Source organism: Demequina aestuarii (assembly GCF_000975095.1).
Taxonomy (GTDB): Bacteria; Actinomycetota; Actinomycetes; order Actinomycetales; family Demequinaceae; genus Demequina; species Demequina aestuarii.
Genome location: NZ_BBRD01000001.1, coordinates 1,872,004 through 1,888,845, shown reverse-complemented (window position 1 = coordinate 1,888,845; position 16,842 = coordinate 1,872,004). Strand labels below are relative to the sequence as shown.

Here is a 16,842-nt window from a genome sequence, read left to right as displayed (position 1 = left end):
GCCTTGGAGGTTCTCGATGCCCGCCTATGACCTCTCCGGTCGGCTCGTGGTGGGTGTCGCGTCCAGCGCGCTGTTCGACCTGACGGAATCCGACGCGTACTTCCAGGCGCACGGCGAGGCCGCCTACGCCGAGTACCAGGACCGCAACGTGGACGTGCCGCTCGAGCCCGGGCCAGCATTCCCGTTCATCCAGCGTCTGCTGCAGCTGAACGACCTGCGGCCGGGGGACTCCCTGGTCGAGGTGATCGTGCTGTCGCGCAACGCGGCGTCGACGGGGCTGCGCGTGATGCGGTCCGTCGAGCACCACGGTCTGCAGGTGACGCGCGCGTTCTTCACGCAGGGCCGCTCGCCGCTGTCATACATCCCGGCGCTCGGCATGAGCCTGTTCCTCACGCAGAACAGGGACGACGTCTGGACCGCCGTCCGCGCCGGCCACCCCGCGGGGCACGTGCTGCCGAACACGGCCGCCTACGAGGACTCGGACACGTCGCTGCGCATCGCCTTCGACTTCGACGCGGTGCTTGCGACCGACGAGTCCGAGCGCATCTTCCAGACCGAGGGCATGGCCGGGTTCGTGAAGAACGAGGTCGCCAAGCGCGACGTCGCGCACTCGCCGGGACTGCTCAAGCCGCTGCTGGAGGACCTCAACCGCATCCAGCAGCTCGAGCAGGAACTGCAGGCGGCCGATGCGACCTACGAGCCGCGTGTGCGCGTCGCCTTGGTGACGGCACGAGCGGCGCCGGCGCACGAGCGCGCGGTGCAGTCGCTGCGGTCATGGGGCGTCACCGTGAACGATGCGTTCTTCCTGGGCGGCATCGAGAAGGCCAAGGTGCTCGAGGTCATGCGCCCGCACCTGTTCTTCGACGACCAGGACGGGCATCTGTCAGGAGCGTTGAAGCACGTGGCCGGAGTGCACGTGCCGTATGGCGTGGCGAACGAGGCGGTCGAGGATGCCGCTCCCGTGGAGAGCGCGTGACCGACCTCGTGGGCTACCAGGCCCGGGAGTCCTGGATGGGCGACGAGTACGTCACCCTCGGCGACGTCTGGCCTGCGGTGGCGCGCGTGGCCATCGTCGGCCTCAACCCCTCGCCGGTGAGCGTGAAGGCTGGCCACTACTACCAGGGCAGGGTGGGTCAGCGGCAGCTGCGGCGCATCGGGGATGCGGCCGGCTGGAACCTGCCCGCGGGTGTCACTCAGTTCGAAGAGGCCGCGCTTGATGCCGGGTTCGGACTGACCGACATCGTGAAGCGGCCCACGGTGGGTGAGCGCGACGTGACGCCGGGCGAACTCGACCATGGACGCGACGTGCTGCGCGCCAAGCTCGAGGAGCGCGGCGTGGGCCTCGTCATCTGCGTCTTCCGCCATCCGGTCGAGGCACTGCTGGGCGAAGCCGGGAGGCCGGGGCTCCAGGTCGCCCGCACCGCATCGGGGGCACGGGTGTTCCGGATGCCGGGCCCCTTCGACGCCGCTGACAAGGCGGTCGCCGTGATGCAGGAGCTGCGGGAGCTTCTGGACCAGTCAGCGGGCGTGTAGGCCTCGGTCCGGGCTCAGTCGCACGTGCCGCACATGCCCGTCGCGGGGAGCTCGGTGTAGCAGGTGGGGCACGGCTCGCGCTGCTCGTCGGCACGGTTGCGACGGGTGCCGCCCCCGCTGCCCCCTCCGATGCTGTTCGTCGGGAGCGGGACATGGGAGTAGGTGCCGGGCGCCGTGCGGAGCTCGACATAGCCCGAGTGCAGCCACGCGAGTGCGGGCGGGCCCTCCCGCCCTTCGAAGGCCACGTACTGACGGCTCTTCACGGGCATGTAGATGCGCCCGTGCTCGAACGTCGCGAGGGTCTCGCGGGCGAGCCTGTGGTTCTCGACGGGGATCCGGAACTCCTTGAGCGCCTGCTCGACGTTCTCGAAGTACTGACGAGGGCTGTCATCGTCGATCGGTGCCGGAGGCGCTTCAGTCATGTCACTGACACTACGGCGCGGGACGGGCGCCGCTTCGCGGGGTGGAGTTCCGTCGGCCAGCGCTCGAGCGCGGAGGGGTCGCGATCGGGGCATTCCAGGAAATCCTAGAATGGCGCGCATGGGACACCCTTCGGCTGGCCTGGCACGCGCATCGGTCGTGGTGGGAGCCGGCGTCGCGCTGATGCTCACGGCGTGTGCCGGGGAAGCGGACTCGGAGCAGGTGGAGCTGCCGCCCACCGAGGGCGTGTTGGACTATCAGCTGGGCGGCGCGTACGACGCTGTCTCGTCGGGCGCAGGCGAGGTCGCCATTGACGTGGTGGTCCGCGACGCGACCGCTGAGCCCCTGGAGGGCGCCTACAGCGTCTGCTACGTCAACGGCTTTCAGACTCAGCCCGGCGAGGCGGAGCAGTGGCTCGCGACTCCGGAGCTGCTGCTGCGCGACCAGGCCGGCGAGCCGGTGGTGGACCCGGACTGGCCCGACGAGTTCATCCTGGATCCATCGACGGCGGCCCAGCGTGAGGGCATTCTCGACCTGCTCTCCCCGGTGATCGCCGGGTGTGCCGAGGCGGGCTTCGACGCCGTGGAGATCGACAACCTCGACACGTGGACGCGGTTCGGCGAGGTGTCCGAGGACGGCGCCCACGCCTTGGCCCGCGCCTACGTGGAGGTGGCCCACGAGCACGGCCTCGCGATCGCGCAGAAGAACGCCGCCGAGGTCACGCAGGTCGCCCAAGAACACTTGGGCTTCGACTTCGCGGTGGCGGAGGAGTGCGGCGTGTGGGGCGAGTGCGCGGCGTACTCGGACGTCTACGGCGAGTACGTGCTCCAGGTCGAGTACCCCGATGCGCTCGATGAGGCGGGCCTGACGTTCGCCGAGGTCTGCGCGATGCCAGGGACCGCGCCGCTCACGGTACTGCGCGACCGTGACCTGGTCGCTGCTGGCGAGCCCGGGTACGTCTACGAGTCGTGTTGAGCGCAGTCGTGCCTGGAGTGGGGGCGCGCTAGATTCGCGACATGAGCACGCTCGGGGTCACGCGTCGCGCGTGGTCCGCCACGGTGGTGATGGCCGCCGTCGCCCTGGCCGGGTGCGGCGACACGGGCGACGCTGTCGCCACCTCCTCGGCCACTCCTGAGGCGACGCACGCACAGAGCACGGTTTTCCAGTTCGACTCCGAGGAGCTGGCCGGCAACCTGCTGGGCGCCTCGACCGAGATCACCGTCGGCGTCCTCCTGCCCGATGCGTACTTCACCTCGGACGACCCGCTGCCCGTCCTGTACTTCCTGCCCGGCTACTCCGCGTCCAGCACGGCCGCGGACATGCCCGACGTCCTCGGCGAGGCGCTCAATGAGACGGAGCCCATGATCGTCGTGACCGTCACGGGCGCCAACGAGCTGGGCGGCAGTTGGTACACGGACTCGGAGGCCATCGGCAACTGGGAGCAGGCCGTGGTCACCGAAATCGTCCCGTACGTGGATACGCACTACCGCACCCGCGCATCGGCCGAATCCCGGGGCCTTGCCGGGCACTCGATGGGCGGGTATGGCGCGCTCACCATCGGAATGAGGCATGCGGATGTGTTCGGCTCGGTGCTCGTGATGGCGCCGGCGGTGGCGGGGGAGGACGGGCTAGGAGACCTCGCGCTGCTCGGGTCCGCGTCCGATGCGCCACCGGTGCTGTTGGCGATGGAGGCTCTCGAGGGACTGGAGGGGGAGGCGTTGCTGAGCGCATTGTCGGCCTCAGCGGCGAGGTTCGCGCTCTCGTACGGCACGGCTTTCGCCCCCTCGCCGGAGCCGCCGTACTTCCAGTACCCGTACTCGCTGGTCGACGGTGAGGTGGTGCGTGATGACACCGTGTGGGAGCAGTGGGAGGCGGGCATCGGCGACATCGACGTCGACATCGCCCAGCACCGCGAGGCGCTCTTGTCGCTCGAGACGCTCGGCCTCGACTGCGGCTCGAACGACGAGTTCACGTGGATCGTGGAGGGCTGCGACTTCATCGATGCGGAGCTCACCGCGCAGGGCGTGCCGCACACGTATACGGTGCACGACGGCACTCACACCAGCCTGTTCCGCGAGCGGATGACGGACGCGGTGCTGCCGTTCTTCGCGGAGGCGTTTGCGGGGCGGTCCTAGGCCCTAACTGTGGCGCAGGGAGGGCCGTCCGGAAGGGTGCCGCGGCTCCAGAGCACCACGTCGATCACTCGGAGCGGGCTCACCAGAGAGTCGACACCGGCGGCGCGTCGCCATTGCTTTGCCGTGACCCACAGGTCCCGTCGACCATCGGTGAACAGACGCTGCATGGCGGCCCAGTGCTCGCCAGGATTGCCGACGTCCATCTGTTCGGCGACCACGGAGCCGTACGCGGGGACGAGCTTGCCGCGCTTGCGGGCGAGCAGCTTGCTGACCGAGACCGGTCCGAACCCGGGGGCCTGGCTCCAGTGGTCCCACAGCTTGGCTGCAGGCCCGCCGTCCTTGAGCAGCTTGGTGCCGCTCTTGGTTCCGATCTTCGCCTTGACCGGGATCTTGCGGAGCAGCTTCTCGGTCTTCTTCAGGTTGTGCTTGTCGAGCATCCACACGGCGGCCGGGCCCGGGACGGGTGACGTGAGGGTGGCCAGCGCCACCAGGTCGCCGGGGCTGACGGTGGTGACCTTGGACTTCTTGTCCCAGGGGTGCCCGATGGTCTCGAACTCGGCGCCGCTGTCAGGGCTCGCGCATTCACACGTCCCGAAGTAGTGGCGCAGGCGCGAGACGGCCTCGTCACGGTCGCCGACGGTCAGGGTCGTGGGCTCCTGCGATGTCGTGTGCATCTTTCGACCGTACGCGCATCGGGTAAATAGCGCCGATGCGCGCTTGGCGGAACGACTGATGTCGCCCAGGCAGTCTGCGCCGATCCCCTCCACGGTGTCTCAGAACGGCACACTGGGTCGTCCACTGAAGGTCGGGAGGTATCTCGGTGCTCGTGGGCGTCGTGCATCAGCGGCGAACCGGCCTCGTAGGAGGCGCACGGGAGCGCACGGCCTGGTTGGCGGTTCAGTGCCACGATGGTCGTGACGCGCGCTTCCGCAGGCGACGAGAACCGTTGTCGGTGCGAGCGAAGTCTGCGAGCCGTTCGAAGTAGTGCTGACGCCGCCTCGCCCATATCGAGACGACTGTCGGAATCACTAGGGTGATGACCACGAGGATCAGAAGCACTGCCGTTCTTACGGCGAGGCCCCATCCGCCCGACATCCACGGCGTCCCTGCTGAAGGATTGTCTGAGAAGTAGAGTTCAGTTAGCGGCACCAGTATCGCGCCCACTACGGCGCCGTACGTGAGCGCCGCTACCGGAGTGAGTACTCCGATGAGTCTGCGGCTGCCCCTGGCGTCTTGTAGGTAGGCGCGCAGCACTGACCGTTGGCGGATGCTGCGGAGCTGTTTCAGCGTGGGGTAGCCCAGTGGAGGCCTCATGTCGCCAGCGTCTAGTCGGGGCCGCAACGGTATTGAACTGAGGAGTGTATATCTCGGTTCGGATAGCCGCTTGGGCGCGGTCGTACCGTAATTCTCCGCGACGCTTCGTACAGAGCGCTTGAACCGCAAGATGCGGACAATCGAAAAGGCCGACACCATTGCACTCGCAAATGCAAAGGTGAACAGTGTGAGGTGCACGGCGCTCATCGGTGACCTCTGGGTGCGAGTGGTGGCTCACCTATCTCGCCGATGAGGACTTTGATAAACGCGTGCGCGATTCCGACGACGATCCAAGCCATGAACGCGGTCGTCTCCAGGGCTCCGAAAGCTGCTGGTTCGCCGTCTGTCGTGAAGAAGGCGCCTCGTGCCATCACAATCCCGAACGCGAGCGAGAAGAGTAGGCAGGCCACGAGTGACCAGAAGTACACGCGAGTGAGTGCGAGATAGCCAGTCGTCGTAAACGCTGTCAACCTATGTGAACGCAAGGGCTTAGGGACCTCAACCGCGTCTAGTGACAAAGCCGTGGCGTGTCTGATGCGTCGATTCAACAGTTTGACCTCTCTTCGGTAGTGTCATAGTAGCCGATTCGACATCTCGATGAGACGTCTATTTCTCAACTGTTGTCGCTATTATTTCTCAGCTTAGCGTTGGAGGTCGCAGGCCACGCCGGTTCAAGGACACAGCGCTCCTCAGCGAGGGCCAGTGAAATATTGCGTGCCGAACCGTCCATCTCGACGCTGGGTGCCACTTCAATGGTCGCGTGGCCCACCCCCTGTCACACTCGTGCGTGCCCGCGTGTTCACACGCCACTCTGATGATCGGAACCGCGCGATTTTCGATAGGGCCTTACGTCCCACGGGGCGCGGGAACGCGATGAAAGCCTGACGGCAACCAGTATTCGCCTGAAGGTCCCCCCATGCCATATCTCCTCGATAAGTTCCAGCTCAAGGACCTCACGCTTCCCAACCGCCTCGTGATGGGCCCCATGACCCGCGCCAAGGCCACGCCGGAGGGCGTCCCGACGCCCATCATGGCGACCCAGTACGCACAGCGCGCCAGCGCCGGCCTGATCATCTCCGAGGGCACGTGGCCCGAGCGCTGCGGCCAGGGCTACTGCGACATCCCCGGCATCGCGACGCAGGAGCAGGAGGACGCGTGGCGCACCGTCACCGACGCCGTGCATGACAAGGGCGGTCGCATCTTCCTGCAGATGGAGCACACCGGCCGCGTGGGCCACGAGGTCAACAACGGAGGCCTGCAGATGGTCTCGTCCTCGTCCCAGCCGGCGGACTTCCAGATCTACACCCACGAGCAGGGCATGATTCAGATGACCACCGACGTCCACGCGCTCACCACCGACGAGGTCCACGAGGTCATCGACAGCTACTACAAGGCTGCGATCCGCACCAAGGCGGCCGGCTTCGACGGCATCGAGCTTCATGGTGCATCGGGCTACCTCCCGCACCAGTTCCTCTCCGACGTGGCCAACACCCGGGACGACGAGTTCGGCGGCACGCTCTACAAGCGCACCGAGTTCTTGGTCCAGGTCCTTTCGAAGCTGATCGAGGCCTGGGGCACCAGCCACCGAATCGGCATCAAGATCTCTCCCAACATCCGCTTCAACGGCATCTCGGAGGAGGACCCGGACTCGACCTATGCGATCCTGCTCGAGAGGCTGAACGAGTTGGACCTCGCCTACGTCGCCTTCAAGACACCCGAGAGCCTGCGGTCACTGTCGGGCCCCGGGAACGAGGACCTGGCCGACGGCGAGATCTGGCATCGGTACCCCAATGAGTTCATTCGCGAGCGCTACCAGGGGACCGTGATCGCCTCGGGCGACCTCAACCAGGAGTACGCGCAAAAGGCGCTTGAGAACGACAAGACAGACCTGTTCGTCTTTGGCCGCGACTACATGTCGAACCCGGACCTCGTCGAGCGCATGCGCTACGGATGGCCCGTCACGCCGGTCGACATGCGCCGCGCGTATGGCGGCGGGGGTGCCGAGGTGGGCAACAACGACTACCCGACGTACCCGGAGGAGCGGGCGCAGGCCAAGGCGGCCGAGCCCGAGCACAAGGTCTCGTAGTCGCGACCGTCGTCAGCGATCCCGCGCGTCCCTCGTGCGACTCAGGTGGCGTGGGGGACGGGCGGGATCTCTGCCGTGCGGGAGATTTCATGCGGCCGATGCGCGGGCGGGGCCGGGCGGATGCGCTCAGAGGTGGCTGGCTCTCGCCGCTACTGGTCCGGTGCGGCGGTCAGGTCCTGCGGCGGTGCGACGAGTCGTAGGCCGGTGACACCGGTGAGCTCTTCCGGGGCCTCGGTGCCCGCAACAGTCACGCCACAACGCTCGGCCGCTGCTGCTTGTGCGGCTCGTGCTCCCTCACCGGTGAAGGCTGCCTGCTCGAGGCTCGTCTGCAGGGCGTACAGCTCCGTCCACTCGTCGAAGAGGTCGTTGGACAAGCGCTCTATCGCAGTCGTGAACTCCGCAGGAGGCCAATCGCCCGCTGCATCGTGGTTCAGGATATGGAACAGCCTGGCGCCTTGCGCCTCGCGGAAGTCCTGGCTCGCGGCTGCGAGGACCGCTCCGTCGACGGCTTCACGCGCCATGAAGCCGGTGTTGAGGCTTGATCCGAGCGCGCTCGGCGTCACCTCCGCGAGGTCGCAGACCACGGCGAGCCCCGAGGCGACCAGGTCGTCAATATCGGGGTTCGGCGCATCGCTGTCGCCCATGTCCATCAGTTCGTCGAGCCAGGGGTTGTACGCCACATCGGTGTCCGATTGTCCGACCTTGATCGCAAAACGGGTCACCGCAACATTCCAGTCGATCTCACCGGGCTCGGGCTCGAGGGTGGGAGACGAGGAGCATCCCGCCATCACCGCCACGACGGCGACACCGATGCCCGGGTGTCCCCATTGGCCTGCCCGCATGATTCCCCCGAGTCGCTCTGCGATGGCTGTCATCGTAGGGCACGGTCCGGCGCAGTCGCGTGGGACAGTGGGGTCATGGCAGAACCCACGAACGACGCCCGGCTGGCCGTATTGATCGACGCCGACAACGCCAGCGCCCAGCATCTCGAGCGACTCCTCGTCGAGATCGCCAAGTACGGCACGGCGACCGTGCGCCGCGCCTACGGCGACTGGACGTCGACACAGCTGTCCAAGTGGAAGCCGCAGCTGCTCGAGCACTCGGTGCAGCCCATTCAGCAGTACGCGTACACGACGGGCAAGAATTCCACCGACAGCGCGCTGATCATCGACGCGATGGACCTGCTCCACGGGGGCATGGTGGACGGCTTCTGCCTGGTGTCGAGCGACAGCGACTTCACGCGACTCGCGGCTCGGATCCGGGAGCAGGGCCTGGCGGCGTACGGCTTCGGTCAGCGCAAGACGCCCAAGCCCTTCGTGGCTGCGTGCACGCAGTTCGTCTACGTGGAGAACCTGGGCGACACGGAGGCTGCGCCGGAGCCGGCCGCAAGCCCGGCCTTCACGAAGGACGCAGGGCTCGACAAGCTGCTGTCCGAGGCAGTCGAGTCCGCAGCGGGCGACGACGGCTGGGCGCAGTTGGGCACCGTCGGCTCCAACTTGTCTCGGCTCGCGTCCGACTTCGACACCCGCACGTGGGGCTACGCCAAACTCAAGGATCTGATGGAGGCCCACCCCTCCTACGAGATGACGTCACGCAAGGCTGGCGAAGGGCGGCAGTCGAACGCGTACGTGCGGAAGGCGCCGCGCCGCAAGTCTCGCTGAGGCTCTGGACGCGGGTCCCCGCGGGGGGCGCCGCTCGGCCGGTCTACAGTGACAGGTGGAACAAGGGAGTTCACTCATGGGTACGTCACTGTCGCAGTTCGATCTCGCCGGCCGCACGGCGGTGGTCACCGGAGCGACCAGGGGACTCGGTCGCACGTTCGCGCTGGCGCTTGCCGAGGCCGGAGCCGCCATCGTGATCGTCGGCCGGGATGCCGATGCCGCGGCGTCCGTCGCGGCGGAGGTCGCCGACCGCGGTCGCGAGAGCGTGGTGGTGCTCGGGGATGTGACGGTCCGTACCGACGTGGAGCGCATGCTTGCTGAGGCGGTCACTGCATTCGGAAGCGTTGACATCCTCGTCAACAACGCGGGCACGTGCATCCACAAGCCCGCGCTCGACGTGACCGACGACGAGTGGCATCAGGTCATGAGCGTCAACGTCGACGGCGTGTGGCTGGGCTGTCAGGTCTTTGGCCGGCACATGGTCGAGCGGGGCAGCGGCTCCATCATCAACATCGGCTCGATGTCGGCGCAGATCGTCAACAGGCCGCAGTGGCAGCCCGCGTACAACGCGTCGAAGGCGGCGGTGCATCACCTCACGCGCTCGCTCGCAGCCGAGTGGGCACCCCTCGGCGTGCGCGTCAACGCGCTCGCCCCCGGCTACATGCGGACCGACATGTCGCCCGTCGACGAGCCGCAGTTCCAGCGCTACTGGAAGGCCGATGCGCCGCTCGGGCGGGTCGGCGAGCCCGACGAGCTCGCAGGTGCGATCGTGTACCTGGCGTCGGACGCATCGTCGTTCGCCACGGGTACGGTGCTGACCGTCGACGGCGGGTACACCGTCTTCTAAAGCACGGGCGGGACACTCGTTCCTGGCCGCACGATGCTGGCCGCACGCTTCTGCTTTAGCGCATGCGACGATGGTGGCGTCCTCCGCTGCGGTAGCGGGGCGGAGGGAGTGCACCACGTGGGTACTGCAGGCGACGAAGGCCACGACATCCTGGCCGAGACCGACAGCGATGGTGACGGGCCCGCCTACGGGTCGCTGCGCAGCCGTCCGAACTCCCGTGCCGAGCGCTACGCGCTGGGCAAGTCGCTGCGCAAGAAGGTTCCTCGCAGAGCGTTGGGCGAGTGGCGCATCGGCCGCGAGGACCGGGACCCCGTGGCGCTCATCGAGGAGAACCACAAGGGCCGCGTTCCGGACCTGGTGGCGGTGCGGGTCGCACGGATGGCGGCCTCGCCCTACGGGTTCCTCCGGGGATCCGCAGTGGTCATGGCCGATGATGTCGCGCGCCTGCCCTCGACCGGCGTCACGCCCGTCGTGTGCGGGGACGCGCACCTGGGCAACGTGGGCTTCTACGCGTCGCCCGAGCGCGACCTGGTGATGGACCTCAACGACTTCGACGAGTCACACCCCGGCGCGTGGGAGTGGGATCTGCGGCGGCTGGTCGCGAGCACCTGGGTCGCGGGCCGCGAGAACGGCGCGTCCGAGAAGAAGTGCAAGGAGGCGGTGCTCACCTGCGCGAGGTCGTATCGCGAGGAGATGCGCTACCTCGCGAACCAGCCACTGTTCGCTCGCTCGTTCGAACGGCTCGACATGACCCGCCTGGCCCACCACTCCACGGGCAGCTCGCTCAACTCGGAGCTCGAGCGGGCGGCCAAGCGGGCACGCAAGCGCACCTCGGACCGCGCGCTGCCGCGTTTCACCACCGAGAAGGAGGGTGCGCGTCAGATCGTCGAGGAGCCGCCGCTCATCACGCGGCTCCCCGAGGCCGAGGCCACCATGCTCGCCGAGGGCCTCGACGACTATCTCGAGACCCTCGACCCGCACTGGCGACGGATCCTCGGCGGCTACACGCTCGTGGACGTGGCGCACAAGGTGGTGGGCGTGGGGTCCGTCGGGCTGCGGGCCTATGTGGCGCTGCTGGAGGGCTCAAGCAAGGACGACGTGATCTTCCTGCAGCTCAAGCAGGCGCGGCGGTCCGTGCTCGCGGAGCACGTCCACGGCAAGAACGCGCGTCACGGACACCAGGGTGAGCGCGTGGTCGAGTACCAGCAGGCGCTGCAGACCGTGAGCGACCCGCTGCTGGGCTGGACCACCGTGGACGGTCGGGACTTCTACGTGCGCCAGTTCCGCAACATGAAAGGTGCGGTGTCCCTCAAGAGCATCTCCGCACGTGCGCTGGCCAACTACGCGGGCCTTGCCGGTCGCCTGCTCGCCAAGGGCCACGCGCGCACCAGCGGCGCGTCGATGATCGCCGGCTACCTCGGTGCCGGCAGCAACGTCGACAAGGCGATGGCCGCCTTCGCGCGAGCGTACGCCGACCAGACCGAGGCCGATCACGAGGCGCTGCTGGCCGCGGTCAAGAGTGGTCGGATGCCGATTGCTGAGGGGGTGTAGTGAGCCGCGAAGACTCGCGAGCGGCGACGGGTTCGTCGGCACTTACCAGGAGGCGCGGGCCCGGTGGCGCAGGGGACGACCGCAGGTCAGTCCACTTACGAGCGCCCCAAGCAGGCGTGACCGGCTTTTCAACACCGGTCGGCGCATCCTATTGACGGAATGCACCCATCGGCCTGACTATGAGTCGCCGAATGGCGGCATCCACTCCAGAGCGCACGACTGCGCTCCGGAGGACAGGGGGGCAATATGCGCGCGAGTGCGGCTTCGCGGCGCATGAATGCCAGGGTCTGGGCTCGGTTCTCTGTTGCGGCGCTTGCTGTGTTGGCAGCGGCGTTCGCCTGGTTCGTGGGGCCGGCACCCTCCTGCCCCCAGGTGCCGCTGACACTCCGGGGGATACAGTGACCGATTCATCCGATCCGCGTGAGCGACTGATCGACGACAGGGCGCAGCAGTTGCGCAACCTCGGCCTATCCGAGGGGGAGATCGCGGAGTACGACTTCGAGGCCGAACTCGAGCAGGAGCCGGTCGAGGACACTGAGCCACCCGAAACGCCACCGAGCGTGCTGCTTGGAGAGCGCGGGGACTGGGATCAGGGGTAGGGGCGCAGGCTCGGTGGGGGTCCGCTGTGGCAGCGACTGACCACCTTCGTGCCGGTTCGACGCCTGCTACCGCGGCATCGGGAGTCAGCGCCAGGTCGTCGAACGCCTCGCGACACTGAAGATCGCCTCGACCTGCTCGGGAGATAGGACGGCGGGACGCTTCTTGAACCAGCGCGGCACGTCCCACTTGTCGAGCACGCGCACATCGTCAGGCATCTGCTTGTACGTCACTTCGGGCACGAGCGAGCCGGTGAGCACCACCACGCAGCCCACGACAGGAACGTCGAAGTCGAGCTGAGCCTCCAGCAACTTCTTTGCCCGCCCTGCTTCGTGCCGAGAGTTCCGGAGGTAGGGGACAGGCTGGCCGTTCACGCGCATCTGGTACTTGGCGACCCAGATCTTCTTCCCCGCGTGCATCTTGCTGTTCACCGTGAAGACGCCCCCAGGCCCGATCACGATGTGGTCGATGTCCGAGTCGCCCTTGCCTACCGGCACGCTATGCAGCACGCGCCACCCGCGGTCGCGGAGCCTATTGAGCTTCATCCCCACGAACTCTTCACCCTCGGCCCCCTTGCGCCAGGCGCGCTCCTGGGTGTGGTTGTCGAACACGTAGCGGTTGGCGATTGAGAAGACCTTGGATCGCTCCTTGGCAGCTGCCCACTCCTCGTTGGCGAGCTGGCGTACGCCTTCACCCGGCCGATGTTCGGCCAAGTCCACCCACTGCTGTACAGGTGGTTCCGGGGTGGGTTCGGCACCGGCCGACGCAGTCTCAAGCGCCTCAGTGGGTAGCGCCTCGGCGGCAGCCGGCTCTGCTACGTCAGGTGTGGCCGGAGTGGAGACGCCCTCCGCTGCAGACCACACTGCGACTGCTCTCCTTACCGCGTCTGCATTGGCCGCTTGTTCGATTATGACTTCGCTCGTGCTGAGGTCGACGTAGCCGAGCTTGGTCCCAGACGCGTCCGAGACGTAGGCCCGGTCGTGGCCGTAGCGCTTCCAGCGCGTGACAGTGAAGTCGTTCACGTGAGTACTAGTTCTCGCTGCGCGTCGGCAATCGACGGCGCTTCGAGAGCATCGAAGAAGCCTTTGTCGACGATAGCGATTGCGACACAGCCGCTCTTGCAAGAATCCAGCCTCAGCACTGTCATGCAACGAGCCTGGCAGACGGTGGTCAGGCGGGGCAAGCGAGTGTCTGCCGCAACGTTGAGTCCAGTTGGCGTCTACCTATCTTGGAGTGCGCTTCGCTCAGAAGTTGGCTTGCCGTGGTCACCGTTGAGGCGCCATCTCGGTTTGGTCTTGTGGGATGTGATGTGCCAGGCACGACAAGCCGCGCACGGATGCACACCGCGGGGCAGCTTCGTCACGCCACACACTTGGAGCTTACGGGCGACAATGGCGCCTGCGTACAAAGCCGCACCGGCTGATGGAAAGGGAACCTTGGTACGCGAGGGCATGGGAGCGCTCCAGGCGAATGGCAGGAATGAGTCCTTGCCACCCCTGCCGCCCATTTCGACCGGGTGAACCTGACGCTCCTCTTTGGGGGTACGCCGCATCCCTGTTGGGGGAGCCCTTTGAAGGGAGGGTATACCCGGGGAGGTTGCCCGACCTAGCCCTCGCCGCCCGACCCAGCCGCAGTCGGCACTGGCGGGTCGAGAATCCAAGGCCCTATGCGCCCCGAGACTTCAGCAATGGCAGCATCGTCGCCAAGGTCCTCATCGCAACGAGGTTCGCCGTCAAGCGAACCAGGCTCTCTTCACCCGCTCGTTCGAGCGACTCGACATGGACCGGACGGCCCTCCACGAGACGGGCAGTTCGCTGGACTCCGAACTCAAGCGAGCGGCGAAGCGGGCGCGCAAGCGCACCTCGGACCGCGCCCTGCCGCGCTTCACGACCGAGAACGGCGGCGCCCGCCAGATCGTCGAGGAGCCGCCGCTCATCACCCGCTTGTCCGACGCCGAGGCCGAGATGGTGGCCGAGGGACTCGACGAGTACTTGATGACTCTCGACCCGCACTGGCGACGGATCCTCGGTGGCTACACGCTCGTGGACGTCGCTCACAAGGTCGTGGGCGTGGGGTCCGTGGGCCTGCGCGCCTATGTGGCGCTCCTGGAGGGATCGAGCAAGGAGGACGTGATCTTCCTGCTACTCAAGCAGGCTCGCAGGTCGGTGCTCGCGCAGCACGTGCACGGCGACAAGGCGCGACACGAGCACCAGGGTCAGCGAGTGGTGGAGTATCAGAAGGCACTGCAGACCGTGAGCGATCCGCTGCTCGGCTGGACCACCGTCGACGACCGGCAGTTCTACGTGCGGCAGTTCCGCAACATGAAGGGCGCCGTCTCGCTCAAGAACATCTCCGGGAAGGCGCTGGCGAACTACGCGGGCATCGCTGGTCGCCTGCTCGCCAAGGGCCACGCCCGCACGAGCGGCGCGTCGATGATCGCCGGCTACGTGGGGAAGGGCACCAACGTGGACAAGGCGATGGCGAAGTTTGCGAAGGCCTATGCCGACCAGACGGAGGCCGATCACGAGGCGCTGCTGGCCGCGGTCAAGAGTGGCCGGATGTCGATTGCCGAGGGGGCGTAGCGCTCGCACGCATCGGCCGATGCGCGGAGGGAGCAGTACAGATTCGTCGCGCGCTGTGGGGAGCACGGCGGTACGTTCGCAGCATGGATTACTCCGCACCTGCACTTGCTGCGCTTCTCAACGTCGACGCCAAGAAATTGCGAGACTATCTCCGCCAGGAATACCCCGGTGATGCTCCGGGTCAGGGCGGAGACTGGGTGATCTCACTCGACATGGCCGTCTCCGCTACGCGCCACTTTGGTTAGGCGGTAGACGCTCGGGCACTTCCCCAGCGACGGCCGAGGCGGGAGAGACGCGCACCCTTGAGCTAAGAAGCTCGAGGGTGCGCGTCTCGTTATTGTCAGTCGCCCTTCACGTTGACGATCTGCCGCAGCGTGTGCTGGATCTCGACCAGGTCGGCCGCATCGGCCATGACCTGATCGATGTCCTTGTACGCCGCCGGGATCTCGTCGATGAACGCGTCGGTGTCCCGGTACTCGATGCCCACCATCGACGCCCGGAGGTCGTCCTGGGTGAAGGACTTCCGAGCCCTTGACCGCGAGTAGACCCGCCCCGCGCCGTGCGGGGACGAGTTGAGCGAGAGCGCATTGCCCAACCCGGTCACCACGTGCGATGCGGTTCCCATCGATCCGGGAATGAGGCCCCACTCGCCGTCGGCCGCCGAGATGGCGCCCTTCCGGGACACCCAGACCTCCTTGCCCCAGTGCCTCTCCTTGGCGGAGAAGTTGTGGTGGCAGTTGATCCGATGCTGCTCGTCGATGGTGACCTCCGTGCCGGCGGCGGCGGACATCCACCGCTCGAACTGGTCGATCACCCGGTCCATCATCTCCTCCCTGTTGGCGAGCGCGTATGCCTGCGCCCACAGCAGGTCGGCGATGTAGTCATCGAACTCAGGCGTGCCCTCCACGAGGTACGCGAGGTCCTTGTCCGGCAGCGTGATCCAGTACTTGGACATCTCGGTGTGTGCCACCGCGATGTGGTGCTGCGCGATCCGGTTCCCGATGCCCCGGGAGCCGGAGTGCAGGAACAGCCACACCCGGTTCGACTCGTCGACGCTCACCTCGATGAAGTGGTTGCCGGAGCCGAGCGAGCCCAACTGCAGCCTCCACGCCTTGGCGAGCGAATCGAACCGTGCTATCTGCTCGGGCGTCGCCGCAGCCTCGAGTGCCTCGATCCGGGCAGCCGCGGTGTCCCGCAGCTTCTGGTTCTTGCCGCCCGCGCTCAGCGGGATGGCCCGCTCGATCTGCGACCGCAGCTCGGCCAGGTCCTTGCCCTCGACGTCGCCGAGAGTGAACTGGGTCCGCACCGCGATCATCCCGCAGCCGATGTCCACGCCCACGGCCGCCGGCATGATGGCCCCCAGCGTGGGGATCACCGAACCGACTGTCGCCCCGAGGCCCAAGTGGGCATCGGGCATGAGTGCCAGGTGCGGGTAGATGAACGGCATGGTCGAGGTGGTGATCGCCTGCTCCTTGGTCTGGGGGTCCAGGATGGACGCCCAGTTCAGAAGCCGAGAGTTCAGCTTCTCCATGGTCTTTCCTTTCTGTGATGAGTGAGTGGTGAGTGGTGTCGGCTGGGCCGACGTCGTGGCGAGCAGGCGTGCGCGCGCACGAGCATGACGTGTGGTGTGAGAGTCCTCGGGGCGGGGGAGCCTGGCGGGTGGGCCGCAAGGCGGACCGCCCCCTATGGGATCTCGGCCAGCACCGCCATGTGGGCCCACGTTCGGGTGGGCACAGTGATGGTCAGCGTGCGGGCTGATTACCCTCTCGACGCTCTACCGGTCGCTCAAGTGAGCGATCTTGGAGGCGGAGAGGTTCATGGGTACGCAAAAAGAAGCCGGCGGTGGCCGAGCTCGTGGCGTCGATGCTCATCGCGGTTCCCTTCTGTGCGTCCCTGGTGCGCATTCCGGCCGATGCCGGCGCACGAGCATGGGACCTTACTTCGCTACAAGGGGTTTCGGCAAGGTTTTGCCCAGGGAAGGCTCTAGACGGTCGTCACGACCTGCCAGACAGCACGCACGCCGTGGTGCAGCGACTGGCCCCACGGCGTGCCGTGCGCGCGTTCGTATCCGATGGCCGCCACCGGTACCGCGATGATCGCGACGACGGCGAGCCAC

At 67.0% G+C, this 16,842-nt stretch carries 15 protein-coding genes; 10 read left to right on the top strand and 5 right to left on the bottom strand.

What is annotated here, in order from left to right; translation table 11 throughout:
* Positions 1-16 precede the first annotated feature (16 nt).
* Positions 17-976: a 5'-nucleotidase gene (locus AOP72_RS08845; RefSeq protein ID WP_062135195.1), complete on the top strand. Its 960-nt coding sequence runs from the start codon at positions 17-19 to the stop codon at positions 974-976.
* Positions 973-1,533, top strand: coding sequence for a uracil-DNA glycosylase family protein (locus tag AOP72_RS08840; protein WP_238581647.1), 561 nt, complete (start codon positions 973-975; stop codon positions 1,531-1,533). Before AOP72_RS08845 ends, AOP72_RS08840 begins: the two co-directional genes overlap by 4 nt.
* A 14-nt stretch (positions 1,534-1,547) precedes the next feature.
* On the opposite strand, the gene AOP72_RS08835 is transcribed toward AOP72_RS08840, so the two are convergent.
* On the bottom strand, positions 1,548-1,955 hold the full coding sequence (locus tag AOP72_RS08835; protein ID WP_062135192.1) for a hypothetical protein: 408 nt from the start codon (positions 1,953-1,955) through the stop codon (positions 1,548-1,550).
* A gap of 118 nt (positions 1,956-2,073) precedes the next feature.
* Between AOP72_RS08835 and AOP72_RS08830 the strand changes: the two genes are divergently transcribed.
* A complete protein-coding gene (locus tag AOP72_RS08830; protein WP_084631904.1) occupies positions 2,074-2,928 on the top strand; it encodes an endo alpha-1,4 polygalactosaminidase in 855 nt (284 codons plus the stop codon).
* A gap of 41 nt (positions 2,929-2,969) precedes the next feature.
* A complete protein-coding gene (locus AOP72_RS08825; RefSeq protein WP_062135188.1) occupies positions 2,970-4,088 on the top strand; it encodes an alpha/beta hydrolase in 1,119 nt (372 codons plus the stop codon).
* Here AOP72_RS08825 and AOP72_RS08820 read toward each other — a convergent pair.
* The gene (locus tag AOP72_RS08820; protein WP_062135185.1) at positions 4,085-4,762 is read right to left on the bottom strand and encodes a DUF6308 family protein; all 678 of its coding nucleotides are present in this window, start codon (positions 4,760-4,762) and stop codon (positions 4,085-4,087) included. The genes AOP72_RS08825 and AOP72_RS08820 overlap by 4 nt on opposite strands.
* A 1,556-nt stretch (positions 4,763-6,318) precedes the next feature.
* On the opposite strand from AOP72_RS08820, the gene AOP72_RS08815 reads away from it, so the two are divergent.
* Positions 6,319-7,488 carry an alkene reductase gene (locus tag AOP72_RS08815; RefSeq protein WP_062135182.1) on the top strand — a complete coding sequence of 390 codons (1,170 nt, stop codon included), beginning with the start codon at positions 6,319-6,321 and terminating at the stop codon, positions 7,486-7,488.
* Between the two features lie 149 nt (positions 7,489-7,637).
* Here the strand turns inward: AOP72_RS08815 and AOP72_RS08810 are convergent, their stop codons facing one another.
* A complete protein-coding gene (locus AOP72_RS08810) occupies positions 7,638-8,363 on the bottom strand; it encodes a hypothetical protein (protein WP_152650322.1) in 726 nt (241 codons plus the stop codon).
* Positions 8,364-8,405: 42 nt separating this feature from the next.
* Between AOP72_RS08810 and AOP72_RS08805 the strand changes: the two genes are divergently transcribed.
* From AOP72_RS08805 to AOP72_RS08790, 4 genes are all read left to right on the top strand, one after another.
* Positions 8,406-9,149 carry an NYN domain-containing protein gene (locus tag AOP72_RS08805; protein WP_062135176.1) on the top strand — a complete coding sequence of 248 codons (744 nt, stop codon included), beginning with the start codon at positions 8,406-8,408 and terminating at the stop codon, positions 9,147-9,149.
* A gap of 76 nt (positions 9,150-9,225) precedes the next feature.
* Positions 9,226-9,996 carry an SDR family NAD(P)-dependent oxidoreductase gene (locus AOP72_RS08800; protein WP_062135173.1) on the top strand — a complete coding sequence of 257 codons (771 nt, stop codon included), beginning with the start codon at positions 9,226-9,228 and terminating at the stop codon, positions 9,994-9,996.
* A gap of 117 nt (positions 9,997-10,113) precedes the next feature.
* The gene (locus tag AOP72_RS08795) at positions 10,114-11,547 is read left to right on the top strand and encodes a DUF2252 domain-containing protein (RefSeq protein ID WP_062135169.1); all 1,434 of its coding nucleotides are present in this window, start codon (positions 10,114-10,116) and stop codon (positions 11,545-11,547) included.
* A gap of 398 nt (positions 11,548-11,945) precedes the next feature.
* A complete protein-coding gene (locus AOP72_RS08790) occupies positions 11,946-12,146 on the top strand; it encodes a hypothetical protein (protein ID WP_062135166.1) in 201 nt (66 codons plus the stop codon).
* Between the two features lie 84 nt (positions 12,147-12,230).
* Here the strand turns inward: AOP72_RS08790 and AOP72_RS13710 are convergent, their stop codons facing one another.
* Positions 12,231-13,166 (bottom strand): nuclease-related domain-containing protein, encoded by a 936-nt coding sequence (locus AOP72_RS13710; protein WP_202965651.1) that lies wholly within the window; start codon positions 13,164-13,166, stop codon positions 12,231-12,233.
* A gap of 561 nt (positions 13,167-13,727) precedes the next feature.
* Between AOP72_RS13710 and AOP72_RS08780 the strand changes: the two genes are divergently transcribed.
* Positions 13,728-14,726, top strand: coding sequence for a DUF2252 family protein (locus tag AOP72_RS08780; protein WP_084631627.1), 999 nt, complete (start codon positions 13,728-13,730; stop codon positions 14,724-14,726).
* Positions 14,727-15,066: 340 nt separating this feature from the next.
* Here the strand turns inward: AOP72_RS08780 and AOP72_RS08775 are convergent, their stop codons facing one another.
* On the bottom strand, positions 15,067-16,257 hold the full coding sequence (locus AOP72_RS08775; protein WP_062135160.1) for an RtcB family protein: 1,191 nt from the start codon (positions 16,255-16,257) through the stop codon (positions 15,067-15,069).
* Positions 16,258-16,842: the final 585 nt, after the last annotated feature.

What these genes read in the sequence shown, in the direction of transcription:
- AOP72_RS08845 (WP_062135195.1), top strand. Translation starts at nt 17, where the DNA reads ATGCCCGCCTATGACCTCTCCGGTCGGCTCGTGGTGGGTGTCGCGTCC.
- AOP72_RS08835 (WP_062135192.1), bottom strand. Translation starts at nt 1,955, where the DNA reads ATGACTGAAGCGCCTCCGGCACCGATCGACGATGACAGCCCTCGTCAG.
- AOP72_RS08830 (WP_084631904.1), top strand. Translation starts at nt 2,074, where the DNA reads ATGGGACACCCTTCGGCTGGCCTGGCACGCGCATCGGTCGTGGTGGGA.
- AOP72_RS08825 (WP_062135188.1), top strand. Translation starts at nt 2,970, where the DNA reads ATGAGCACGCTCGGGGTCACGCGTCGCGCGTGGTCCGCCACGGTGGTG.
- AOP72_RS08820 (WP_062135185.1), bottom strand. Translation starts at nt 4,762, where the DNA reads ATGCACACGACATCGCAGGAGCCCACGACCCTGACCGTCGGCGACCGT.
- AOP72_RS08815 (WP_062135182.1), top strand. Translation starts at nt 6,319, where the DNA reads ATGCCATATCTCCTCGATAAGTTCCAGCTCAAGGACCTCACGCTTCCC.
- AOP72_RS08810 (WP_152650322.1), bottom strand. Translation starts at nt 8,363, where the DNA reads ATGACAGCCATCGCAGAGCGACTCGGGGGAATCATGCGGGCAGGCCAA.
- AOP72_RS08805 (WP_062135176.1), top strand. Translation starts at nt 8,406, where the DNA reads ATGGCAGAACCCACGAACGACGCCCGGCTGGCCGTATTGATCGACGCC.
- AOP72_RS08800 (WP_062135173.1), top strand. Translation starts at nt 9,226, where the DNA reads ATGGGTACGTCACTGTCGCAGTTCGATCTCGCCGGCCGCACGGCGGTG.
- AOP72_RS08775 (WP_062135160.1), bottom strand. Translation starts at nt 16,257, where the DNA reads ATGGAGAAGCTGAACTCTCGGCTTCTGAACTGGGCGTCCATCCTGGAC.